Source organism: Pseudomonas guariconensis, from assembly GCF_015680235.1.
Lineage (GTDB): Bacteria > Pseudomonadota > Gammaproteobacteria > Pseudomonadales > Pseudomonadaceae > Aquipseudomonas > Aquipseudomonas guariconensis_A.
Window position 1 is genome coordinate 226,499 of the sequence record NZ_JADLJL010000003.1, and the last position, 21,400, is coordinate 247,898.

At 64.4% G+C, this 21,400-nt stretch carries 22 protein-coding genes and 1 pseudogene; 14 read left to right on the forward strand and 9 right to left on the reverse strand.

The features are described 5' to 3' along the window. The first annotated feature begins 285 nt into the window (after positions 1 to 285). The 5 genes and pseudogenes from IRZ56_RS04350 (at position 286) to IRZ56_RS23430 (ending at position 5,882) form a co-directional block, all read left to right on the forward strand. Positions 286 to 1,581: an NCS2 family permease gene (locus IRZ56_RS04350; protein ID WP_196143789.1), complete on the forward strand. Its 1,296-nt coding sequence runs from the start codon at positions 286 to 288 to the stop codon at positions 1,579 to 1,581. Further along, positions 1,578 to 2,663: a tRNA (uridine(54)-C5)-methyltransferase TrmA gene (gene trmA / locus IRZ56_RS04355; RefSeq protein ID WP_196143790.1), complete on the forward strand. Its 1,086-nt coding sequence runs from the start codon at positions 1,578 to 1,580 to the stop codon at positions 2,661 to 2,663. Before IRZ56_RS04350 ends, trmA begins: the two co-directional genes overlap by 4 nt. Positions 2,664 to 2,797: 134 nt before the next feature. Then, positions 2,798 to 3,688, forward strand: coding sequence for a neutral zinc metallopeptidase (locus IRZ56_RS04360; RefSeq protein WP_196143791.1), 891 nt, complete (start codon positions 2,798 to 2,800; stop codon positions 3,686 to 3,688). Between the two features lie 409 nt (positions 3,689 to 4,097). After that, positions 4,098 to 5,027, forward strand: a pseudogene (locus IRZ56_RS23425) (methyl-accepting chemotaxis protein); the annotation flags it as partial. Then, positions 5,019 to 5,882 carry a methyl-accepting chemotaxis protein gene (locus IRZ56_RS23430; protein WP_416765052.1) on the forward strand — a complete coding sequence of 288 codons (864 nt, stop codon included), beginning with the start codon at positions 5,019 to 5,021 and terminating at the stop codon, positions 5,880 to 5,882. The pseudogene IRZ56_RS23425 and the gene IRZ56_RS23430, both read left to right, overlap by 9 nt. A 65-nt stretch (positions 5,883 to 5,947) precedes the next feature. Here the strand turns inward: IRZ56_RS23430 and ggt are convergent, their stop codons facing one another. From ggt to IRZ56_RS04380, 3 genes are all read right to left on the reverse strand, one after another. Then, a complete protein-coding gene (ggt, locus tag IRZ56_RS04370; protein ID WP_196143793.1) occupies positions 5,948 to 7,615 on the reverse strand; it encodes a gamma-glutamyltransferase in 1,668 nt (555 codons plus the stop codon). Between the two features lie 118 nt (positions 7,616 to 7,733). Further along, positions 7,734 to 8,630: a LysR family transcriptional regulator gene (locus IRZ56_RS04375; protein WP_196143794.1), complete on the reverse strand. Its 897-nt coding sequence runs from the start codon at positions 8,628 to 8,630 to the stop codon at positions 7,734 to 7,736. Positions 8,631 to 8,805: 175 nt separating this feature from the next. Further along, entirely contained in the window at positions 8,806 to 9,396 is a 591-nt protein-coding gene (locus IRZ56_RS04380) for an NAD(P)H-dependent oxidoreductase (RefSeq protein WP_196143795.1), read from the reverse strand. 163 nt (positions 9,397 to 9,559) lie between these two features. Between IRZ56_RS04380 and IRZ56_RS04385 the strand changes: the two genes are divergently transcribed. After that, positions 9,560 to 9,874 carry a putative quinol monooxygenase gene (locus tag IRZ56_RS04385; protein ID WP_196143796.1) on the forward strand — a complete coding sequence of 105 codons (315 nt, stop codon included), beginning with the start codon at positions 9,560 to 9,562 and terminating at the stop codon, positions 9,872 to 9,874. Between the two features lie 60 nt (positions 9,875 to 9,934). Here IRZ56_RS04385 and IRZ56_RS23435 read toward each other — a convergent pair whose 3' ends face one another. The 3 genes from IRZ56_RS23435 to IRZ56_RS04400 all read right to left on the reverse strand — a co-directional run bounded on the left by IRZ56_RS23435 (position 9,935) and on the right by IRZ56_RS04400 (position 10,885). Continuing rightward, positions 9,935 to 10,018 (reverse strand): DUF3077 domain-containing protein, encoded by an 84-nt coding sequence (locus IRZ56_RS23435; RefSeq protein WP_196143822.1) that lies wholly within the window; start codon positions 10,016 to 10,018, stop codon positions 9,935 to 9,937. Positions 10,019 to 10,238: 220 nt separating this feature from the next. Continuing rightward, positions 10,239 to 10,646, reverse strand: a complete 408-nt coding sequence (locus tag IRZ56_RS04395; RefSeq protein WP_196143797.1) for a type II toxin-antitoxin system HicB family antitoxin — start codon at positions 10,644 to 10,646, stop codon at positions 10,239 to 10,241. Between the two features lie 56 nt (positions 10,647 to 10,702). Then, the gene (locus tag IRZ56_RS04400; RefSeq protein WP_196143798.1) at positions 10,703 to 10,885 is read right to left on the reverse strand and encodes a type II toxin-antitoxin system HicA family toxin; all 183 of its coding nucleotides are present in this window, start codon (positions 10,883 to 10,885) and stop codon (positions 10,703 to 10,705) included. Positions 10,886 to 11,100: 215 nt separating this feature from the next. On the opposite strand from IRZ56_RS04400, the gene IRZ56_RS04405 reads away from it, so the two are divergent. From IRZ56_RS04405 to IRZ56_RS04430, 6 genes are read left to right on the forward strand one after another with little or no spacing between them, the layout of a single operon-like run. After that, on the forward strand, positions 11,101 to 11,706 hold the full coding sequence (locus tag IRZ56_RS04405) for a CDP-alcohol phosphatidyltransferase family protein (protein WP_196143799.1): 606 nt from the start codon (positions 11,101 to 11,103) through the stop codon (positions 11,704 to 11,706). 30 nt (positions 11,707 to 11,736) lie between these two features. Beyond that, positions 11,737 to 13,494 (forward strand): bifunctional alpha/beta hydrolase/class I SAM-dependent methyltransferase, encoded by a 1,758-nt coding sequence (locus tag IRZ56_RS04410; protein WP_196143800.1) that lies wholly within the window; start codon positions 11,737 to 11,739, stop codon positions 13,492 to 13,494. Beyond that, a complete protein-coding gene (locus IRZ56_RS04415; RefSeq protein ID WP_196143801.1) occupies positions 13,484 to 14,836 on the forward strand; it encodes a phosphatase PAP2/dual specificity phosphatase family protein in 1,353 nt (450 codons plus the stop codon). The genes IRZ56_RS04410 and IRZ56_RS04415 overlap by 11 nt, the downstream gene beginning before the upstream one ends. Continuing rightward, positions 14,833 to 15,261, forward strand: coding sequence for a hypothetical protein (locus IRZ56_RS04420; protein ID WP_196143802.1), 429 nt, complete (start codon positions 14,833 to 14,835; stop codon positions 15,259 to 15,261). The genes IRZ56_RS04415 and IRZ56_RS04420 overlap by 4 nt, the downstream gene beginning before the upstream one ends. A gap of 10 nt (positions 15,262 to 15,271) precedes the next feature. Beyond that, positions 15,272 to 15,895, forward strand: coding sequence for a lysophospholipid acyltransferase family protein (locus IRZ56_RS04425; RefSeq protein WP_196143803.1), 624 nt, complete (start codon positions 15,272 to 15,274; stop codon positions 15,893 to 15,895). 1 nt (position 15,896) lies between these two features. Beyond that, on the forward strand, positions 15,897 to 16,829 hold the full coding sequence (locus tag IRZ56_RS04430; protein WP_196143804.1) for a phosphatidate cytidylyltransferase: 933 nt from the start codon (positions 15,897 to 15,899) through the stop codon (positions 16,827 to 16,829). A 114-nt stretch (positions 16,830 to 16,943) separates the two neighbouring features. Here the strand turns inward: IRZ56_RS04430 and IRZ56_RS04435 are convergent, their stop codons facing one another. Continuing rightward, positions 16,944 to 17,219: a metal/formaldehyde-sensitive transcriptional repressor gene (locus tag IRZ56_RS04435; protein ID WP_196143805.1), complete on the reverse strand. Its 276-nt coding sequence runs from the start codon at positions 17,217 to 17,219 to the stop codon at positions 16,944 to 16,946. A 70-nt stretch (positions 17,220 to 17,289) separates the two neighbouring features. Between IRZ56_RS04435 and dmeF the strand changes: the two genes are divergently transcribed. Further along, entirely contained in the window at positions 17,290 to 18,225 is a 936-nt protein-coding gene (gene dmeF / locus IRZ56_RS04440; protein ID WP_196143806.1) for a CDF family Co(II)/Ni(II) efflux transporter DmeF, read from the forward strand. 95 nt (positions 18,226 to 18,320) lie between these two features. Then, positions 18,321 to 18,665, forward strand: coding sequence for a cupin domain-containing protein (locus IRZ56_RS04445; protein WP_084858471.1), 345 nt, complete (start codon positions 18,321 to 18,323; stop codon positions 18,663 to 18,665). A 239-nt stretch (positions 18,666 to 18,904) separates the two neighbouring features. Here IRZ56_RS04445 and mmsB read toward each other — a convergent pair whose 3' ends face one another. Together mmsB and IRZ56_RS04455 are read right to left on the reverse strand one after the other, a co-directional pair. Continuing rightward, positions 18,905 to 19,792, reverse strand: a complete 888-nt coding sequence (gene mmsB, locus IRZ56_RS04450) for a 3-hydroxyisobutyrate dehydrogenase (protein ID WP_196143807.1) — start codon at positions 19,790 to 19,792, stop codon at positions 18,905 to 18,907. A 10-nt stretch (positions 19,793 to 19,802) separates the two neighbouring features. Continuing rightward, positions 19,803 to 21,329, reverse strand: a complete 1,527-nt coding sequence (locus IRZ56_RS04455) for a CoA-acylating methylmalonate-semialdehyde dehydrogenase (RefSeq protein WP_196143808.1) — start codon at positions 21,327 to 21,329, stop codon at positions 19,803 to 19,805. Positions 21,330 to 21,400 lie beyond the last annotated feature (71 nt).

The following is a 21,400-nucleotide window of genomic DNA, read 5'->3' on the forward strand; positions in this document are numbered from 1 at the left end:
GCTTGCCGGCGATAGGGCCTATCCCGCAGCCATAGGCCCTTCCACAGGGACCGCACTGCTCTTCGGCTCTGCGCAGTACCTGTGGGAGCCGGCTTGCCGGCAATTGGCCAACGCAGACAACCGCATATCCTGCCCTATCCAGCAGCCATAGGCCCTCGCCATCCATGCTGGTATGATGCGCGGCTTTTTTCCGCCCCGCAGAAAACCACGGCAACCGGTACGGTCTGTGCTTTGCTGATTGGGGTCGATACATTCACGGCGCCGGGGGCGCCTTGGGGAGCGGGCATGCTGGACAGGCTGTTTCAACTAAGAGCACACAACACCAACGTGCGCACCGAGATTCTCGCGGGCGTCACCACCTTCCTGGCCATGGCCTACATCCTGTTCGTCAACCCGAGCATCCTCGGCGAGACCGGCATGGACAAGGGCGCAATATTCGTCGCCACCTGCCTGGCCGCGGCCATCGGCTCGGTGACCATGGGCGTAATCGCCAACTACCCGATCGCCCTGGCGCCGGGCATGGGCTTGAACGCCTTCTTCACCTACACCGTGGTGCTGCACATGGGCCACACCTGGCAGGTGGCCCTGGGCGCGGTCTTCCTCTCGGCGGTGCTGTTCTTCCTGCTGTCGATCTTCCGCATCCGCGAATGGATCGTGAACAGCATCCCGCTGCCGCTGCGTTCGGCCATCGCCGCGGGTATCGGCCTGTTCCTGGCACTGATCGCCCTGCATAACGCCGGCATCGTCGTCGACAACCCGGCCACCCTGGTGGGCCTGGGCGACCTCAAGCAGCCAGCGCCGATCCTCGCCACTCTGGGGTTCTTCCTGATCGTGGCCCTGGAAGCGATGAAGGTCCGCGGCGCGGTGCTGATCGGTATTCTCGCCGTGACCCTGGCATCGATCCTGATGGGCGTCACGCCGTTCGCCGGGGTGGTATCGATGCCGCCTTCGCTGGCTCCGACCTTCCTGCAGCTGGACATCGCCGGCGCTCTGGACGTAGGCCTGATCAGCGTGATCTTCGCCTTCCTGTTCGTCGACCTGTTCGACAACTCCGGCACCCTGATCGGCGTGGCCAAGCGCGCCGGCCTGATGGGCAAGGACGGCCACATGCCTAAAATGGGCCGCGCCCTGATCGCCGACAGCACCGCAGCCATGGCGGGCTCGCTGCTGGGCACCTCCACCACCACCAGCTACATCGAGTCCGCCGCAGGCGTGAGCGCCGGTGGCCGCACGGGCCTGACCGCCATCGTCGTGGCGATCCTGTTCCTGCTGGCGTTGTTCTTCGCCCCGCTGGCCGGTAGCGTGCCGGCCTTCGCCACTGCGCCGGCACTGCTGTTCGTCGCGGTGCTGATGGCTTCGGGCCTGGCGGAAATAAACTGGGACGACGTCACCGAGGCTGCGCCGGTGGTGGTCACCGCCCTGGCCATGCCGCTGACCTACTCGATCGCCAATGGCATCGCCTTCGGCTTCATCACCTGGACCGCCATCAAGCTGATTTCCGGCCGCCGCGGCGACCTGAACCCGGCCCTGGTGATCCTTTCCATTCTGTTCGTCATCAAGCTGGGCTGGTTCAACGCATGAGTGCTGTCTTCGACCCTTCCGCCTATACCCCGCAGCTGGAGGCCAAGGCCGCCCGGCTGCGCGAGCTGCTGGCGCCCTTCGGCGCGCCGGAGCCGGCTGTCTTCGACTCGCCCCGCGAGCACTATCGCCTGCGCGCCGAATTCCGCCTGTGGCGTGAAGACGGCCAACGCCACTATGCGATGTTCGCCCCGGGTGAGAAGCACAAGGCGATCCTGATCGACGACTTCCCCATCGCCAGCCAGCGCATCAACGAACTGATGCCACGCCTGAAGGCCGCCTGGCAGGCCAGCGAGGAGCTGAGCAACCGCCTGTTCCAAGTGGAGTTCCTGACCACCCTGGCCGACGATGCCATGGTCACGATGTGCTACCACCGCCCGCTGGACGACGCCTGGGAAGTGGCCGCACGCCAGCTGGCCGCAGACCTGGGCGTGAGCCTGGTCGGCCGCTCCAAGGGCAAGCGCCTGGTGATCGGCCGTGACTATGCCGTGGAAAAGCTGGAAGTGGCCGGCCGCGTGTTCAGCTACCGCCAGCCCGAAGGCGCATTCACCCAACCCAATGGCGCGGTGAACCAGAAGATGCTGAGCTGGGCCTTCGAGGCCCTCGGCCAGCGCGACGACGACCTGCTGGAGCTGTACTGCGGCAACGGCAACTTCACCCTGCCGCTGGCCACCCGCGTGCGCCAGGTGCTGGCGACCGAGATCAGCAAGACCTCGGTCAACGCCGCCCTGAGCAACCTTGACGAGAACGGTGTGGGCAACGTACGCCTGGTGCGCCTGTCGGCCGAGGAGCTGACCCAGGCGCTGAACGACGTGCGCCCGTTCCGCCGGCTGGAAGGGATCGACCTGAAAAGCTACGCGTTCGGCACCGTGTTCGTCGACCCGCCTCGGGCCGGGATGGACCCGGACACCTGCGAGCTGACCCGCAGGTTCGAGCGGATCCTGTACATCTCATGCAACCCCGAGACGCTGGCGGCGAACATCGCCCAGTTGCACGATACTCACCGCATCGAGCGATGCGCGTTGTTCGACCAGTTCCCGTACACCCATCACATGGAAAGCGGCGTCCTGCTGGTTCGCCGTTGAGGCGGGGGGCGCTATGCGCTCCTGTCGCGGCACGAGGCGGGGCGACTAACCGCAAAGCGGCCCCAAGCGCCTGACAGTTGCGCCCGCACTGGCTACTCTTGCTCCTCACGTTACAAGATCCCGGAGAACAGTACATGGAATGGCGAAAAGGCCGGCGTAGCGACAATGTGGTCGATGCCCGAGGCAGCGGCGGTGGCCCTGGCGGCATGCGCTTCGGGGGTGGCAAGGGCCTGGGGCTCGGTGCCATCCTGCTGATTGTCGGCATCGGCTGGATCACCGGGCAGGACCCCTTGCAGATCCTCGGCCAGCTCGCCGGGCAAATGGAGCAACAGCAGCAACAGGCGCCGGCCAGCGTGGGCGGCAAGGCCCCGCCCGCCAACGACGAACAGGCCGAGTTCGTCGCCTCGATCCTGGGCGACACCGAGGACACCTGGAAAGCCTTGTTCGCCCAGGGCGGCAAGCAATACCGCGACCCCAAGCTGGTGCTGTTCAGCGGCCAGGTGAACTCCGCCTGCGGCTTCGCTTCCTCAGCGGTCGGGCCCTTCTACTGCCCGGCCGACCAGCGAGTGTACCTGGACATGACTTTCTTCCGCGAAATGGAAACCCGCTTCGCCGCCGCCGGCGACTTCGCCCAGGCCTATGTGATCGCCCACGAGATCGGCCACCACGTGCAGACCCTGCTCGGCGTCTCGGCCAAGGTCGACGCGGCGCGACGCAGCGGCCAGCGCCTGGAAGGCGACAACGGCCTGCTGGTGCGCCAGGAACTGCAGGCCGACTGCCTGGCTGGCGTCTGGGCCTACCAGGCGCAGAAACGCCTGAACTGGCTGGAGCCGGGCGATGTGGAAGAAGCCCTCAACGCCGCCAACGCCATCGGCGACGACCGCCTGCAGCAGCAAGGCCAAGGCCGCGTGGTGCCGGACTCCTTCACCCATGGCACGTCCGAGCAACGGGTACGCTGGTTCAAGGCTGGGTTTTCCAGTGGCGATGTGAACCGCTGCGACACCTTCGGCGCGCGTAGCCTGTGAAACAGGGCCGCGTCGCGGCCCTTCGCGGCACAAGGCCGCTCCTACAAGGATTGCGCAATCTCTGTAGGAGCGGCCTTGTGCCGCGAAGGGCTGCAAAGCAGCCCCACCCTCTGCAAAACGCAAACGTTTTCAATAGGTTAAAAATCCGCTGAAAAAGCGTTTCAGCTTCATCCCCGCCTGCCGATAACCCCCACAGGAATCAGCGGGCGCCGATAACAACAATGCCCAGCGATTGGAGATCAAGCGAGCGAAATCAATTTCTGGAGAGCGTGCCATGAACGGCTGGTTTGCCAATATCAGCGTCAACCTCAAACTCGGCCTGGGCTTCGGCCTGGTCCTGCTTCTGACCGGCCTTCTGGCTCTGACCGGCTGGACCAGCCTGGGCAGCCTGATCGACCGCAGCAACTGGATGAGCGACATCACCAAGCTCAACAGTGACCTGACCAACCTGCGCGTGGCGCGCCTGCAATACATGCTGACCAATGGCGACGACACCTCGGCAGCCAACGTGCTGGCCAAGCTCGATGCCTTCGGCGCCCAACAGCAGCACCTGGTCAATACTTTCAAGAGCCCGGAAAACCTCAAGCTGCTGCGTGAGCAGGGCCAGACCATCAGCGAATACCGCGTCTCGCTGGACAAGATGCGCAAAGGCTACAACGCCAGCCTCGCCGCCCGCGACGCCATGGGCAAGGCAGCTGCCCAGGCCAACGAGCCGATCGAGGCGATCAGCCGCGACGTGCTCGCCAGCACCGACAGCGACAGTACCCGCCTGGCCCAGTACCAGTTGGTCAGCAAGGCCAAGCAGACCCTGGCCCAGGTGCGCCTGGACGTGCGCAGCTACATCGCCGACCAGAGCGCCGACGCCGAGCAGGCCGCCCTACGCCAACTCGATAGTGCGCTTGCTGAAATCGACGGCCTCAAGCGTGAGCTGCCCAACGATGCAACCCGCGTGCAGCAGTTCGAGAGCGGCCTGCAGGCCTACCGCGCCGCCGTCGCCCAGTTCCGCGATGCGCTGGCCCAAATCGCCGTGGCCCGCGCGGAGATGACCGTGCAAGGCGCTGACATCGTCAAGCGCAGTGACCAGCTGTACCAGATCCAGCTCGACCGTCGCGACCAGGAAAGCCTCCAGGCCCGCAGCCTGCAGACCATCGCGACCCTCCTGGCCCTGCTGGTCGGTGTGCTGGCTGCCTTCCTCATCACCCGCCAGATCACCCGCCCGCTGCGCGAAACCCTGGACGCGGTAGAAAAGATCGCCAGCGGCGACCTCACCCAGGACCTGCGCGTCACCCGTCGCGACGAGCTGGGCGTCCTGCAGCAGGGCATCGCGCGCATGGGGGCCACCCTGCGCGAGTTGATCACCGGCATTCGCGATGGCGTCACCCAGATCGCCAGCGCCGCCGAACAGCTCTCGGCCGTCACCGAGCAGACCAGCGCCGGCGCCAACAGTCAGAAGGTCGAGACCGACCAGGTGGCCACTGCCATGCACGAAATGGCCGCTACCGTGCAGGAAGTGGCCCGCAATGCCGAGCAGGCTTCCCATGCCGCGACCGGTGCAGACGACGAAGCTCGCGCGGGTGACCGCGTGGTGGGCGAGGCCATCAGCCAGATCGAACGCCTGGCCGAGGAAGTGCATCGCTCCACCGAGGCCATGAGCCTGCTGCAGCAGGAAAGCCAGAAGATCGGCAGCGTCATGGACGTGATCAAGTCGGTGGCCGAGCAGACCAACCTGCTGGCACTCAATGCCGCCATCGAAGCCGCCCGAGCCGGTGAAGCCGGGCGTGGTTTCGCCGTGGTCGCCGACGAAGTACGCGGCCTGGCGCAGCGCACCCAGCAGTCCACCGAAGAGATCGAAGGCCTGGTTGCCAGCCTGCAGAACGGCACCCAGCAGGTCGCCGACGTCATGAACGGCAGCCGCAGCCTGACCGACAGCAGCGTCGAGCTGGCGCGCAAGGCTGGCGCCTCGCTGGACAACATCACCCGCACCGTGTCGAACATCCAGTCGATGAACCAGCAGATCGCCGCGGCAGCCGAAGAGCAGAGCGCAGTGGCCGAGGAGATCAGCCGCAGCATCCTGAACGTGCGGGATGTGTCGGAGCAGACAGCGACGGCCAGTGACGAGACGGCAGCGTCCAGTGTGGAGCTGGCGCGGTTGGGTGGGCATTTGCAGACGCTGGTGAGCAAGTTCCGCGTCTGACTGTCTTGGGGCTGCTTGGCAGCCCTTGCGCCGCGAAAGGGCCGCAACGCGGCCCCTCTTACCCATTACTTGACGATCATCCCCACACCCCGCCCACGCGGGTCAGAGGCGGTCTCCAGCTTCTCCCCGGTCACCCGGATCGCCTGGATATCGCCCATCTCCCAGCCCTGGTCCTCCAGCACATAGCCCATCTTCTTCAGCTCATCGGCCACCTTGCCGGTCAGCGGCGCATAGCTGTCGAAATAGATCGTGTCCTTGGGCAGCAACTGGTGATGCACCCGCTGCGCCGCCACCGCCTTCTCTAGCGGCATGCCGTAGTCGTACAGGTTGTTCATCACCTGGAAGATCGAGGTGAAAATCCGCGAGCCACCCGGCGTGCCGAGTACCAGCGCCACCTTGCCGTCACGGGTGACCAGGCTGGGGCTCATGGACGAGAGCATGCGCTTGCCCGGCTCGATGGCGTTGGCATCGCCGCCCACCACGCCAAAGGCATTGGCGGCGCCGGGCTTGGCGCTGAAGTCGTCCATTTCGTCGTTGAGCAGGAAGCCCGCGCCCTTGACCACCACGCCGCTGCCGTAGTCCAGGTTGAGGGTGTAGGTATTGCTCACCGCATTGCCTTGCTTGTCGACGATGGAGAAGTGCGTGGTCTGGTGCGGCTCCAAGCCCGGCTTCACATCCTCGGTTTTGGAAATGGCGTTCGGGTTCACCTGGGCCGCGCGCTTGGCCAGGTAGTCTTTGGCGACCAGTTTGTCGACCGGTACCTGGGTGAACGCGGGGTCGCCAAGGTAGTCGGCGCGGTCAGCGAATACCCGTTTCTCGATTTCGGACAACAAATGGATGTACTTGGCCGAATTGTGTTCCACACCTTTGAAGTCTGCCGCGCGCGCTTCCTTGATACCCAGCAGCTGGGCCAAGGCCACACCGCCAGAGCTCGGCGGCGGTGCGGTATAGACCATGTTGCCGCGCCAGCTGATCGCCATCGGCTCGCGCCATACGGCCTTGTAGTCCTGGAGGTCGGCCTTGGTGATCAGGCCCTTGTCGGCCTGCATCTGCGCCACCAGCAGGTCGGCGGTCTTGCCTTGATAGAACTCGCTCACGCCCTTGTCGGCGATACGTTCCAGGGTCTGGGCCAGCTCGGGTTGCCTGAACAGCTCGCCCACCTTCATGGTGCCGAAGTAGTCGTTGAAGTTGGTGGCGGTCTTGAACAGGCCCTGGGCATCGTTGCGGTACTGGTACTGTTTCTCGGCGACCTTGAAACCGTTCTTGGCATAACCGATGGCCGGGGTCAGCAACTCGCTCCAAGGCAGCTTGCCGAACTTCTGGTGCGCCTCCCACAGTCCCATCACCGTGCCCGGCACACCGGCCGCACGCACGCCGACCAGGCTCAGGTTCTCGATCACCTCGCCTTTTTCGTTCAGGTACATGTTACGGGTCGCGGCTTTGGGCGCCACCTCGCGGTAGTCGAGGAAGTACGGCTTGCCATCGACGAACAGGGTCATGAAGCCTCCCCCGCCGATGTTGCCCGCTTCGGGGTAGGTCACGGCCAGGGTGAAGGCCGTGGCCACCGCGGCATCCACGGCGTTGCCGCCTTTCTTGAGGATATCGGCGGCCACCTGTGCGCCATATTGATCAGGCGCAGCGACGGCGCTTCCTTCCAACGGCGCCGCAAACACGGACGAACAGCTCAGAATCGCGGCCCCGAGGGCCATGGACTGGAACATGACGATACGCATGCGCACTTCCTTGGTGTTGTTTTTGTTGATCAGTCATTAAGGCCGAAGCGCTTCGACTACGCAAACACCGTAGGAAATTTCTGCCGCCTATGCACAGCGCCTGTCGTGTTCAGGCAACTCAGCAGGCGTACATCGCCAGCTTCTGCTGGATGAAATCCAGGAAGCACTGGATGCGCAGGGCCAACTGGGTATTGCGGTAATACACCGCATGGATCGGCTGGCGATAACCGTTGTTGAAGTCGCCCAGCACCACCTGCAGGCGGCCGGTGCGGATGTCTTCATGGCTCATGAAGTGCGACAGGCTGACGATACCCTCGCCGGCCAGCGCCAACTGGCGCAGGGTCTCGCCGCTGGAGGCGATCAGGCTGGGCCGGATCTGCCAATGGTCGCCCTGGGCATGGCGCAACGGCCAGCGGTTGAGCGACTCCGGCTGGCTGAAACCGAGCAGGCAATGCTCGTTGAGCGCCTCGACCGTTTTCGGCGTGCCGTGGCGTGCCAGGTAGTTGGGGCTGGCCAGCACTTGGATCGGGCTGCAGCCGAGCGAACGCGCGTGCAGGCTGGAGTCGGCCAGCTCGCCGATGCGGATGGCCACGTCGGTGCTCTGTTCCAGCAGGTCGATGATCAGGTCGTCGGTGTTCAGTTCCAGCTCGATGCCGGGGTATTGGCGGCGGAACTCGCCGATCCACGGCAGGATAGCGTGCAGCATGAACGGCGCCGCGGCGTTGATGCGCAGGCGCCCGGAAGGCGTCTGGTTGTGCATGGACAGATGCTCTTCCATATCGTCCATCTGCTCGAGGATGCGCCGCGAGCGTTCGAGGAAGAAGCGCCCCTCCTCGGTCAGGTCCATGCGCCGGGTGGTGCGGTTGACCAGCGTGGTACCGAGCTTGGTTTCCAGCCGCGACAGCGTACGGCTGATCGCCGAGGGGGTCTGGCCCATCTGTTCGGCGGCCGCGGAGATCGAGCCGCAGTCGATCACGGCGACGAATACCTGGAGTTCTTCGGAGCGGGTTTTCACACGGCAGGCCTTGAGTGGAAGTAGCCTTGATAGATAGCGGGTGAAACGGATCGGTGCAAGGGGGCCATGTCGCGGTCCAATCGCTGGCAAGCCAGCTCCCACAGGCACAGTGCTGTCTCAAGGCTGGCGCACAACCTGTGGGAGCCGGCTTGCCGGCGATGGAGCCCCGGCAACATCATTGAGCCTTGCCGAACACTCGATCCAGGTGCGCCTCGTAGGCTGCCAGCGCCGCCGGTACATCCGGGCGCTTCATCACGTCCACCGCGAGGAAGGTCGGCAGGCCGGTCATGCCCAGGAACTGGTTGGCCTTGTGGAATGGGAAGTACACCGCATCCACGCCCTTGCCCTCGAAGAAGTCGCTCGGGTCGTCGAAGGCCTGCTGTGGAGCATTCCAGGTCAGCGAGAGCATGTACTGCTTGCCCTGGATCAGGCCGCCACTGCCGTACTTCTGCGAGGCGTCGGAGCGGGTGCGACCATCGTTGGCGTACAAGCTGCCGTGGCCTGCGGTGAAGACTTCGTCGACGTACTGCTTGACGGTCCAGGGCGCGCCCATCCACCAGCCGGGCATCTGCCAGACCACCACATCGGCCCAGAGGAATTTCTCGACTTCTTCCTGGACGTCGTAGCCGCCGTCGATGAAAGTCTGCTTCACATCGAAGCCGGCGCGGTCCAGGTGGGCCAGGGCAGCTTCATGCAGGGTCTCGTTCAGGCGACCATCGGAGTGGGCGAAGCGTTTGCCGCCGTTGAGCAGGAGAATCTTTTTCATGGTGGGCCTCGTGGGCAGGTCAAATGGATGGCGGCAGATTAGGCAGGCGAGGGCCAGAGAAAAAGCGGCTCGATCGCAAAATACATTTGCGCGAAGGTCACGAATCAAAAACATATTGTTGCTTTAAAATGCGCACATCTTCCCTGCCCCCGAGGCCCTGCACATGACCGAGCAATACGCCTTCATCCTCAAAGCCAAGACCCGCCCGGAAAAGGCCGAAGCCTTCGAGCGGCTGTTCCGCGCCTATGTCGAGCCCAGCCGCCGGGAGCCAGGCTGCATCGAATACCACATGCTGCGCGACAAGGAAGACCCAAGCCTGTTCGTGTTCTACGAGGTTTGGGCCAGCAAGGCCGACCTGGACGTGCATTCGGCCCTGCCGCACATGCGCGAGTTCTTCGAGCAGCGTATGGATTACCTGGAGCGGGATTTCGATATCCAAATGATCGAAATGCTCAGCCCGGCTTCGGCGGGGCGCTGATCCAACCGCTTCGCTGCCTGTGCGATCGAGCGCCGCGCGATCGCACAGGCAGCGCTCAGCTCAAGAGCCGTTCACCTCGAGCCCCTCTGCCGCGTGATCCATCAATGCCTTGGCCATGCCGCTGAGGTAATGGGCCGCCCACATCAGGTTGCAGCCCCACCCTTGCTCCTTATGGGAGATCGCCCAGCCCTGTCCCCCTGTGGCAGGCTTGTCCCGCGATCAAGGGCGAAGCCCTTGCCAGGCGAGGGTGATACCGGCCCAGCCTAATCGCGGGACAAGCCGGATCGCCGCCCCCATAAAAAGGCCCTGAAAAATCAAATAGTTATTTGTTACTCGATGCAAGCTACAAAGCAGCCCTACCTCACTAATGCGCCGCGGCCAATTCACGCAACGCGGCCGAGGCCAGGAAGCCGGAGCGAGACGCATATCGATGATCACGTTTCACTTTCTCATCAATGCGCTGCAACAGGTTCTCTGGCAGCGTGGCGTTGAACCGCACCGCCTTACCCAGATAGGGCGTCACATCAAAATCCACGACCGCCCATATCCCTCCGGCGTAATCAGGATTCGCGACATGAACATCGACTTCTTGCGCTTGTGGCAGTGCCTCTCCATCCGCCACCAGCCCTTCGAAGTGCAACGCCAGGGCCTCCTGAACATTCTCCAGGGCTTGAGTAACGCTGGCACCGGCGGAGAAACAGCCAGGTACATCGGGCACGATGACGCCGTAGTCCGAATCAACGTCTTTGTGCAATACGACTGGGAACTTCATCGACTATCTCCATAGAGGTTCGAGGTGGTAAGTCTGCTCGGGCATCTCGACAGATCCTATTTCAGGCCCGCTTGTTTCAAGATGTTATGCACAGTGCCCTTCGGCAGATCACTTTTAGGATGGGGAACCGTTACCCTTCCTCGCTTTATGGGATGCCTAAACTGATGATGGCTTCCTTTCACCTCCACCTCATACCACCCATCCGCTTCGATGAGCTGGATCACGTCCCTACTGCGCATTCACCCTTCCTTCGGCAGTTGATGTGTATGGTACACATCAGTATTGGCAAAAACAAAGCGCAATACACACCATGCACACACAAGACGACAAGCGGACACCTAGCCCTTTTTGAATAAGCCTCATCCGAGTCACATGTAGGACATTTGCCGCTTGCAGCCAGCCGGATTCTGTCCTCACAATCTCCGCCATGTCGCGTTATGAAAGGGAGTTCACCGTGCCATCCATCTACCAGCTCAAACCCCGTTTCCAGGCCCTGCTGCGCCCTGCGGTAAAGCGCCTGTACGAGCGTGGTGTCACCGCCAACCAAGTCACCGTCGCCGCCGCGCTGGTGTCGGTGCTGCTGGGTCTGTTGCTGGCCTGGCAGAGCCCTGTGAGCGGGCTGTTCCTGCTGATCCCGCTGTGGATGCTCGTGCGCATGGCGCTCAATGCCGTCGATGGCATGCTGGCGCGGGAGTTCGGCCAGCAATCCAGGCTCGGCGCCTATCTCAATGAACTGTGCGACGTGGTCGCCGATGCGGCGCTGTATCTGCCGTTCGCGTTGTTGCCAGGCGTGTCGCCGGTGCTGGTGGTGCTAGTGGTATTGAGCGCGGTGATCAGCGAGTACGCCGGGGTGATGGGCCCGCTGGTGGGCGCTTCGCGGCGCTATGACGGGCCCATGGGCAAGAGCGACCGGGCGTTCGCCTTCGGCGTGCTGGGGGCCGGGGTCGGGTTCGGGGTGCTGGACGCCGCATGGATCGACGGTTTGCTGCTGGTCATCCTGGCACTCTCGCTCTATACCCTCTACAACCGGGTTCGCAACGGCCTGACCGAAGCTCGTTGACCCCTCTGCCGCCGGACAAGGACCTTAGCCATGCGCCAAGCGCAATCGCTGCACTTCTCCACCCATGACGGCGTGGAACTGCACTACCGGTATTGGCCCGCCACGCGCAACGAACACCAGCCACGCCGGGCGGTGGTGATGTTCCATCGCGGCCATGAACATGGCGGGCGCATGGCCCACCTGGCCGACGAGCTGGACATGCCCGGCTACGACTTCTTCGCCTGGGACGCCCGAGGCCATGGCCAGTCGCCAGGGGCGCGGGGCGACAGCCCAGGCTTCGCCACCAGCGTGCGCGACGTGCAGACCTTCATCGAGCACATCCGTGATACCCATGGCCTTGAAGAAGCGAACATGGTGGTGCTGGCACAAAGTGTCGGCGCCGTGCTGGTAGCCACCTGGGCCCACGACTACGCGCCCAGGGTGCGCTGCCTGGTACTGGCCTCGCCGGCGTTCAAGGTCAAGCTCTACGTCCCCTTCGCCCGCCCCGGCCTGAAGCTGCTCAAGGCCTTGCGCGGCAACTTTTTCGTCAACAGCTACGTCAAGCCGCGCCTGTTGACCCACGACCCGGAGCGGGTCATGTCGTACGTTGCCGATCCACTGATCAGCCGGCCGATCTCGGTGACCATGCTGCTGGGCCTGTACGAGGCCGCCGACCGGGTGGTGGCCGATGCCCAGGCGATCCAGGTGCCGACGCAGATGCTGGTGTCCGGCGCGGACCTGGTGGTGGAGCGCAAGCCCCAGGAGCGTTTCTTTGAACGCCTGGGCAGTACGCGCAAAGAGATGCACATTCTCCCGGGGTTCTTCCACGACACTCTGGGCGAGCGCGACCGGGCCCACGCCCTGGGGCGTATCCAGCGCTTCGTCGCCCACTGCTTCGACGTCCCCGCACCCGCGCCTTCCTTGCTGGATGCCGACAAAGTCGGCGCCAGCTGTGCCGAGGCCGAGAGCCTGGCCGCGCCCCTGCCCCGCTACTCGCCGCGTGCGCTCTACTGGCGCGCCACACGCGCCGGCCTGCGCCTGGGCCAAGGCTTTTCGGACGGGGTGAAGCTGGGCTTCGACACCGGCTTCGATTCCGGCAGCACGCTGGACTATGTCTACCGCAACCAACCCAGCGGCAAGGGCAAGCTCGGCGAGCTGGTCGACCGCAACTACCTCGATGCCATCGGCTGGCGCGGCATTCGCCAGCGCAAGCTGCATGTGGAGGAACTGCTGCGCGAGGCCATCGAGCGCCTGCGCCAGCAGCAGCGCCCGGTGCATATCGTCGATATCGCCGCAGGCCATGGCCGCTACATCCTCGAAGCCCTGCAGGGGCAGATGCCCGACTCGATCCTGCTGCGCGACTACAGTGAACTGAACGTCCAGCAAGGCAGCGCCTTGATCGCCGAAAAGGGCCTGGCCGAGCTCGCCCGCTTCGTCCAGGGTGATGCCTTCGACCGCCAGAGCCTGGCCAGCCTCGACCCACGCCCAACCCTGGCGGTGGTTTCGGGCCTTTACGAGCTGTTCGCCAGCAACGACCTGGTCGGCAACTCTTTGGCAGGCCTGGGCGAGGCAGTGGAACCGGGTGGCTACCTGGTCTACACCGGCCAACCGTGGCACCCGCAGTTGGAGATGATCGCCCGCGCCCTGACCAGCCACCGCGACGGCCAGGCCTGGGTGATGCGTCGGCGCAGCCAGGCGGAGATGGACCAGCTGGTGGAGGCGGCGGGGTTCCGCAAGATCGCCCAGCGCATCGACGAGTGGGGCATCTTCAGCGTAAGCCTCGCGCAGCGGGTGGGCGATGGTGCGTGAGCCGGGCCTGATCCGCCGGGGCGTGCTCTGGCTGTTGCTGCTCGGGCCGTTCTTCTTCCTCAGTTACGGCCTGGTCAACAACCACACCGCCACCCTTGGCGAAGTCGGCAGCTTGGTGTTCGCCTGGGAACACCAGGTGCCGCTGTGGCCGTGGACGATCATTCCGTACTGGTCCATCGACCTGCTGTACGGGCTTTCTTTCCTGCTGCCGACCACCCGCCGGGAAATGGACCGCCACGCCCTGGCCTTGTTGAGTGCACAAGTGATCAGCGTGAGCTGTTTCCTGCTTTGGCCGCTGCGCTTCACCTTCGAGCGGCCGGAACTGGACGGGGTGTTCGGTTGGCTATTCGATGTGCTGATGGGCTTCGACAAGCCGTTCAACCAGGCGCCGTCGTTGCATATCGCGCTGCTGGTGATCATCTGGACGATGTTCGCCCGGCATGTGCGGCGCCAGCCGTGGCGTTGGCTCATGCATGGCTGGATGGCTGTGATCGGGCTGTCGGTGCTGACGACCTGGCAGCATCATTTCGTCGACGTGCCCACCGGGGCGCTGGCGGGGTTTGCCTGTGTGTGGCTGTGGCCGCCTCAGGGGCCGTTACCTTGGCAGCAGGCTCGCCTTGCACGTGAGACCAAGCGCTGGCGGTTGGCGTTGAGCTATGCCGCGGGCGCACTGTTGTGCGCCGTGCTCGCTATTGCTTTGGGCGGTGCCTGGCTATGGTTGGCTTGGCCGGCGGTGTCGCTGGCATTGGTGGCATTGAACTATGGCGTGCTCGGCGCAGGCGGATTTCAGAAAGGCGCTGATGGGCGCTTGTCGAACGCAGCCCGCTGGTTGTTGGCCCCGTACCTGATGGGCGCGTGGGTCAATTCACGGTTATGGACCTGGCGCCATCGGCAGGCGGACGAAATATGCGATGGCGTCTACCTGGGACGTATTCCGCAGCGTGGAGCGCCATTCGCTGCGGTGGTCGACCTGTGCGCGGAGCTGCCGTGTCATGTCCAGGCTGACGCGAGCCTGCCGTGTCGCGTTCAGGCTGACGCTCCTACACCGGTTGCGTTGGCTGGCTATGCGTGTTTTCCGACCCTGGATCTGATCGCCCCTGACAGCCCCCTGCTGCTGCAGGCCGCCATAGTCATCGAACGCCTGCGCGCCCATGGCCCGGTACTGGTCTGCTGCGCCCTGGGCTACTCGCGCAGCGCCAGCGCCGTGGCCGCCTGGCTGGTTCACAGCGGCCGCTGCGCCGACATCGACCAGGCCGAGGCGTTGATCCGCCAGGCCCGCCCAAAGGTTGTGCTGCATACCGCCCACCGCCAGGCTCTGGGGCAATTGAGGGCACAACCATGAACCTATACCTGACCGCCAGCCTGCTGGGCCGTGGCCGCCAGCTCGAGCATCTGTCCGACGGCATCACCCTGCTGGCACTGGCCTACGGCCTGGCGCCCCTGGTGACCCGGTTGCCAACATTGGCCAGCCTGCTCTGCGCTGTACTGCTGGTGCTTGGCCTGTTGCACAAATACTGGGCCATGCGCGTTGCCCTAGATGCCAAGTTATTCGCCCGGCTCGCCGCCAGCGACGACCTTGCCCGTGACACCCAGGCCCTGGATCACGCGCTGTTCGAGCTGAAGCTCAAGCCCGACACCAGCGACCCACGCGCCTGGCCCGCCCGCAGCCAGGGCGCTTTGGGCCTGCTGCGGCGCCAGGCGCTGTGCCTCGCCCTGCAACTCGCCCTGGCCCTGGCTACGCTGCTGACACTTCCCTTCATCGGATAAGACCCGCGCCATGCTCACCGCCCTGACCGCCTTCGCCATCACCTCCGTCGCGCGCCTGATCACCGGCGCCCGCGCGCTCTGGCTCGGCTGCACGCCGCACCCAAGGCAACGGTTGTATTTCGCCAACCACAGCAGCCATGGTGACTTCGTGCTGCTCTGGGCCTCGCTGCCCGAACCCTTGCGTCGCCGCACCCGACCGGTGGCAGGCGCCGACTACTGGGCCAAACCTGGCATCCGCGACTTCCTGATCCGCAAGGTGTTCGATGCCGTGCTCATCGACCGCCAGCGCACCGACGCCCACGAAAACCCATTGCAACCGGTGCTCGACGCCCTGGGCCAGGGCGACTCGCTGATTTTTTTCCCCGAAGGCACGCGCAACCTCAGCGACGAGCCGCTGCTACCGTTCAAGAGCGGGCTGTTCCACCTGGCTTCGGCGCACCCGGACATCGAACTGGTGCCAGTGTGGATCGCCAACCTCAACCGCGTGATGCCCAAGGGCCGCGCCTTGCCGCTGCCACTGCTGTGTACCCTGAGCTTTGGCGAACCCCTGCACCTGCTGGCCGACGAAGGCAAGCAGGCCTTCCTCGAGCGGGCCCGCCAGGCCCTGCTGAACCTGGCCCCCAAGGATGCCTGAGATGGACGACAACACCCTTTCGCTGTTCGCCGGCATCGGCGCCCTGCTGCTGCTCGCCAGCGTGATCGGCCGCCTGCTCAAATGGCGCGCCGGCCCCGAGCCGCACGCGGTGATCGACAACCTCAACGCTCGCATCAATGCCTGGTGGGCAATGGTGCTGGTGATCGGCATCGCTTTCGTGTTCGGCAAGTACGGCGTCATCCTGCTGTTCTACTTCGTGTCGTTCTACGCCTTGCGCGAGTTCATGACCCTCACGCCTACCCGGCGCAGCGACTACCCGGCACTGGTGGCGGCGTTCTACGTGGCGCTGCCATTGCAATACCTGCTGATCGCCATGGACTGGTACGGGCTGTTCAGCATTTTCATCCCGGTGTACCTGTTCCTGTTCCTGCCGATACTGGCGAGCTTCGGCGGCGATACCACGCGCTTTCTCGAACGCGCCTCCAAGGTGCAGTGGGGCTTGATGATCGCGGTGTACTGCCTGTCGTCGGTGCCTGCCCTGATGACGTTGGACATCCCGGGCTACGAGGGGCGCAACCTGCTGCTGATCGCCTGGCTGATCCTGGTGGTGCAGATCAGCGATGTGCTGCAGTACGTATGCGGCAAGCTGTTCGGCAAGCGCAAGGTGGCGCCCAACCTGTCGCCGTCCAAGACCCTGGAAGGGCTGGTCGGCGGCGTGGCCCTGGCCACATTGGTGGGCGCGCTATTGTGCTGGATCACCCCGTTCAGCTTCTGGCAGGCAGGCCTGATGGCGCTGACGGTGAACGCCATGGGGTTCTTTGGCGGGCTGGTGATGTCGGCGATCAAGCGCGACCGCGGGGTGAAGGACTGGGGGCACATGATCGAAGGGCATGGCGGCATGCTCGATCGTATGGACTCGGTGTGCTTCGCGGCGCCGGTGTTCTTCCACTTCGTGCGCTATTGGTGGGCATGAACCAGAGGCTCCCTGTGGGAGCGGGCTTGTCCCGCGATTAGGCACGGCTCGATATCACCGGCCTGGCAAGGGCTTCGCCCTTGATCGCGGGGCAAGCCCGCTCAGGGGTACACCTCACTTGAGGTAAGACCGCAACAACGCCGCCACTTTGTCGGCCTCTTCCTGCCGCTCTTGGGCACTCAACCCATCGGCCACCAAGTGCTCGCGGATATGCCCCTCCATCACCTCGGCCATCAGCCCGTTCACTGCACCTCGCACCGCCGCGATCTGCTGCAGGATACCCAGGCAATCCTTGTCCTGCTCCAGCGCAGCCTCCAATGCCGCCGCCTGACCCTTGATCTTGCGCACACGGGTCAGCAACTGCTTCTTGCTCTTGATGGTATGTGCCATTCAGCCTCGCACCTTAATAGGTATACTGGGGTATAGTATATGCCGCCTACATTCTGGAGCATGATAAACCATGGTGGCGCAAACCTCTGACAAGTGGCTGCACAGCCATCAGTTCCATACCAGCGACCTGGGCGCCGAGCGCAAGACGCGGCTGGCCGTTTGGCTGACGGCCCTGATGATGGTGGCCGAGATCGCCGGTGGCTGGTATTTCAATTCCATGGCGCTGCTGGCCGACGGCTGGCACATGAGCTCCCATGCCCTGGCCTTGGGCCTGTCGCTGCTGGCCTATGCCGCCGCCCGGCGCTATGCCGGCGACCGACGCTTCGCCTTCGGCACCTGGAAGATCGAGATCCTCGGCGGCTATTCCAGCGCCCTGCTCCTGCTGGGCGTGGCTGGCCTGATGGCGTTCCAGTCGATGGAGCGGCTATTGGCACCGGGGCCGGTCCATTATGACCAGGCCATCGCCATCGGCAGCGTGGGGCTGGCCGTGAACCTCATCTGCGCCTGGCTGCTGCGCGATGACCACCATCATCATGATCACGACCACCACCCTCACGGCCATCACCACCACCAGGACCTGAACCTGCGCTCGGCCTACCTGCACGTAATCGCTGACGCCGCCACCTCGGTGCTGGCCATCGTCGCGCTGCTGGCAGGCAAGTTCTGGGGCGCCGCCTGGCTGGACCCGGTGATGGGCCTGGTGGGTGCCGTGCTGGTGGCGCTATGGGCCAAGGGCCTGCTGCGCGATACCGGGCGCGTGCTGCTCGACGCCGAGATGGACGCACCGGTGGTCGAGGAAATCCGCGAAGTGGTGGCCCAGTTGCCAGTGCCTGCCATGATCACCGACCTGCATGTATGGCGCGTGGGCAAGGACCAGTACGCCTGCATTCTGAGCCTGGCGAGCACCGCACAACTTGAAGCGGACCATGTGCGCCAGGCCCTGGCCATTCACGAGGAGCTGGCCCACGTTACCGTCGAAGTGAACGCATTGGCGAGCCACCGATAGCGCAACCAGGCACCTGGGCGTCGAGCCCAGGCAACTGCGCTGCGGGCGCAGGCCCTATGGTGGCGTGTCATTCAGCCACTTACCTGGAGCCTGCCATGTCCGATTTCATCACCGTCCTGCGTGAAACCTGCCCGATCCCGGCCCTGAACGCCACCCCATGGAAGCGCATCGGCGGCGACCCGCAGACGGTCAACCTGAACGCCTACCTGTCTGCCGACGGCAGCAAGATCATGGGCACCTGGATCTGCACCCCGGGCAAGTTCGAGATCAACTACGAGAAGTGGGAGTTCTGCCACTTCCTGGAAGGCTACGTGATCATCACCCCGGAAGGCGAAGAGCCCAAGCACCTGAAAGCCGGTGATGTGTTCATCATCGAACCAGGCCTGAAGGGCACCTGGGAAGTGGTCGAGACCGTGCGCAAGTACTTCGTCTTCGCCTGATCCAAGGTCGACATCCCCAACCCTGTGGGAGCAACTGTCTGGCGTTGCTTGCCCTGGCCCTATCGCTGGCAAGCCAGCTCCTACAGGTACGGCGGTGTCTCTGAAAGCAGCGCAGGACAAGCCCACACACGGGAATGCGTTATTTCAGGCAAAAAACATCGCGGGGCAGATGCCCTTCCCCAAGGTGCGCAGTTACATGGGGAAAGCCACCTGGCCCGCGATAAAACTCACCTCGCTCGTCAATCCTTCTTGCGATAGCTCTCGACGATCGCCGAGAAGTCCTTGCCGCCTTCGCCGCGCAGGCTCATGGCCTGGTACAGCTGTTGGGCGACGGCGCCCAAGATCACCGGCTGGTGCGCGAGCCGCGCAGCTTCGGTGGCCAGGCCCAGGTCCTTGAGCATCAACTCGGCGCCAAAGCCACCGGTGTAGCCGCGCGACGCCGGGGCGGTCTCGATGATGCCCGGCCAGGGGTTGTAGGTATCAGAGCTCCAGCAACGCCCAGTGGAGCTGTTGATGATGCCGGCCAGCACCTTGGTGTCGATGCCCAGCGCATTGCCCAGGGCCATGGCCTCGGACACGCCGATCATGGAAATGCCCAGCAGCAGGTTGTTGCAGATCTTGGCGATCTGCCCCGTGCCGACTTCACCGCAATGCACGATGTTGCGGCCCATCTGCTCGAGTACAGGCTTCAAGGTGGCGAACAGTTCGCCGCTTGCACCGACCATGAAGGTCAGGGTGCCGGCCGCCGCGCCGCCAGTACCGCCGGACACCGGCGCGTCGCCCATGTCGACGCCCTTGGCCGCTGCGGCCTTGGACACATCGCGGGCGGTCTGCGGGTCGATGGTGCTGCAGTCGACGGTCGGCGTGCCAGGGCGAATACCGGCCAACACGCCGTCGTCGTTCAGGTAAACGCTGCGCACATGGGCCGCCGCCGGCAACATGGTGATCACCAGGTCGCTCGCGGCCGCAGCGTCCTTGGGCGAGGCGCTGACCTGCCCGCCCAGTTCGGCGAGCTCGGCCAGCACGGCCTTGTTCAGGTCGAACAGGTTCAGCTGGTGCCCGGCCTTGATCAGATTGCGGGCCATGGGCGCGCCCATGTTGCCGAGGCCGATGAATGCGATACGCATGGCTTTCTCCTTAGCGCAGGCTGATGGTGGTGTTCACACCGTCGTTGACGCTGTCGTCGTCGAACCAGCGGGCGGTGACGGTCTTGGTCTGAGTGTAGAACTGCACCACCTGCTTACCGTACGGGCCCAGGTCGCCGAGTTTGGAGCCGCGCGAGCCGGTGAAGCTGAAGAACGGCACCGGTACCGGAATCGGAATGTTGATGCCGACCTGGCCGATGTCGATTTCGCTCTGGAACTTGCGCGCCGCCGCGCCGCTCTGGGTGAACAGGCCGGTGCCGTTGCCGAACGGGTTGGCGTTGACCAGGGCGATGGCCTCGTCGAGGGTGTCGACTTCCAGGGTCACTAGCACCGGGCCGAAGATTTCCTGGGTATAGATCTGCATGTCGGTGCGTACGCCTGAGAACAGGGTCGGGCCGACGAAGTTGCCCTGCTCGTAGCCCGGCACCTTGACGTCGCGGCCATCGAGTTCGAGCGTGGCGCCTTCCCGGATGCCACTTTCGATCAGGCCCAGCACGCGCTCCTTAGCACGCTTGGATACCACCGGGCCGACATCGGTGCCTGGCTCGCAACCGGCGTTGACCTTGAGCTTGCTAGCCGCAGCCTTGATGTCTGGCAGCCACTCGCGTGCCTTGCCCACCAGCACCGCCACCGAGGTGGCCATGCAGCGCTGGCCCGCCGCGCCGAATGCGGCACCGACCAGGGCATTGATGGTCTGGGTACGGTTGGCATCAGGCAGCACCACGGCGTGGTTCTTGGCGCCCATCATCGACTGCACGCGCTTGCCGTGCTGGCTGCCCAGGTTGTAGACGTGGGTACCGACTTCGGTGGAGCCGACGAAGGAAATCGCCTTGATGTCCTTGTGGGTACAGATGGCGTCCACCACCTGCTTGCCACCATGTACCACGTTGAGCACACCGGCCGGGATGCCGGCTTCCAGCGCCAGCTCCACCAGCATCATGGTCGACAGCGGGTCCTGCTCGGACGGCTTGAGCACGAAGGTATTGCCGCAGACGATGGCCATTGGGAACATCCACAGCGGGATCATCGCCGGGAAGTTGAACGGCGTGATGCCGGCGCATACGCCGATAGGCTGGCGCAGGGTGTAGGTGTCCACGCCGCCAGCGACGTTCTCGGCGAACTCGCCCATCTGCAGGGTACCGATAGAGGCGGCGTGCTCGACCACTTCCAGGCCACGGAAGATATCGCCTTCGGCGTCGGCCAGGGTCTTGCCCTGCTCGGCGCTGAGGGTCTGGGCAATACGCTTGGTGTGTTCGCGGATCAGCGCCTGCAGTTTGAGCATGATGCGCATACGCGCGCCGATCGGGGTGTCGCGCCAGCTGGCGAAGGCACGCTGGGCGGCGGCCACGGCGGCATCGACTTCCTCGACGGTGGCGAACGGAACCCGCGCCAGCACCTGCTGGGTGGCCGGGTTGACGATGTCGCGCCACTCGGTGGTCTTGGACTCGACCCACTGGCCGTCGATCAGCAGCTTGACCTGCTCGACCTTGGCCTGGTCTGGGGTATGGGGTGCGTTCATCTGCGCTCTCCTTGGAATTATTGTCGGAACGAGATCGCCAGCGGGTGGCGCCGTGGGGCTTTTTTCGAGTA

Excerpts from the sequence above, each read along its gene's own strand:
- IRZ56_RS04350 (WP_196143789.1), top strand. The coding sequence starts at position 286 with ATGCTGGACAGGCTGTTTCAACTAAGAGCACACAACACCAACGTGCGC.
- trmA (WP_196143790.1), top strand. The coding sequence starts at position 1,578 with ATGAGTGCTGTCTTCGACCCTTCCGCCTATACCCCGCAGCTGGAGGCC.
- IRZ56_RS04360 (WP_196143791.1), top strand. The coding sequence starts at position 2,798 with ATGGAATGGCGAAAAGGCCGGCGTAGCGACAATGTGGTCGATGCCCGA.
- IRZ56_RS23430 (WP_416765052.1), top strand. The coding sequence starts at position 5,019 with ATGGGGGCCACCCTGCGCGAGTTGATCACCGGCATTCGCGATGGCGTC.
- ggt (WP_196143793.1), bottom strand. The coding sequence starts at position 7,615 with ATGCGTATCGTCATGTTCCAGTCCATGGCCCTCGGGGCCGCGATTCTG.
- IRZ56_RS04380 (WP_196143795.1), bottom strand. The coding sequence starts at position 9,396 with ATGAAAAAGATTCTCCTGCTCAACGGCGGCAAACGCTTCGCCCACTCC.
- IRZ56_RS04385 (WP_196143796.1), top strand. The coding sequence starts at position 9,560 with ATGACCGAGCAATACGCCTTCATCCTCAAAGCCAAGACCCGCCCGGAA.
- IRZ56_RS23435 (WP_196143822.1), bottom strand. The coding sequence starts at position 10,018 with ATGTGGGCGGCCCATTACCTCAGCGGCATGGCCAAGGCATTGATGGAT.
- IRZ56_RS04395 (WP_196143797.1), bottom strand. The coding sequence starts at position 10,646 with ATGAAGTTCCCAGTCGTATTGCACAAAGACGTTGATTCGGACTACGGC.
- IRZ56_RS04400 (WP_196143798.1), bottom strand. The coding sequence starts at position 10,885 with ATGCGCAGTAGGGACGTGATCCAGCTCATCGAAGCGGATGGGTGGTAT.
- IRZ56_RS04410 (WP_196143800.1), top strand. The coding sequence starts at position 11,737 with ATGCGCCAAGCGCAATCGCTGCACTTCTCCACCCATGACGGCGTGGAA.
- IRZ56_RS04415 (WP_196143801.1), top strand. The coding sequence starts at position 13,484 with ATGGTGCGTGAGCCGGGCCTGATCCGCCGGGGCGTGCTCTGGCTGTTG.
- IRZ56_RS04420 (WP_196143802.1), top strand. The coding sequence starts at position 14,833 with ATGAACCTATACCTGACCGCCAGCCTGCTGGGCCGTGGCCGCCAGCTC.
- IRZ56_RS04425 (WP_196143803.1), top strand. The coding sequence starts at position 15,272 with ATGCTCACCGCCCTGACCGCCTTCGCCATCACCTCCGTCGCGCGCCTG.
- IRZ56_RS04430 (WP_196143804.1), top strand. The coding sequence starts at position 15,897 with ATGGACGACAACACCCTTTCGCTGTTCGCCGGCATCGGCGCCCTGCTG.
- IRZ56_RS04435 (WP_196143805.1), bottom strand. The coding sequence starts at position 17,219 with ATGGCACATACCATCAAGAGCAAGAAGCAGTTGCTGACCCGTGTGCGC.
- dmeF (WP_196143806.1), top strand. The coding sequence starts at position 17,290 with ATGGTGGCGCAAACCTCTGACAAGTGGCTGCACAGCCATCAGTTCCAT.
- IRZ56_RS04445 (WP_084858471.1), top strand. The coding sequence starts at position 18,321 with ATGTCCGATTTCATCACCGTCCTGCGTGAAACCTGCCCGATCCCGGCC.
- mmsB (WP_196143807.1), bottom strand. The coding sequence starts at position 19,792 with ATGCGTATCGCATTCATCGGCCTCGGCAACATGGGCGCGCCCATGGCC.
- IRZ56_RS04455 (WP_196143808.1), bottom strand. The coding sequence starts at position 21,329 with ATGAACGCACCCCATACCCCAGACCAGGCCAAGGTCGAGCAGGTCAAG.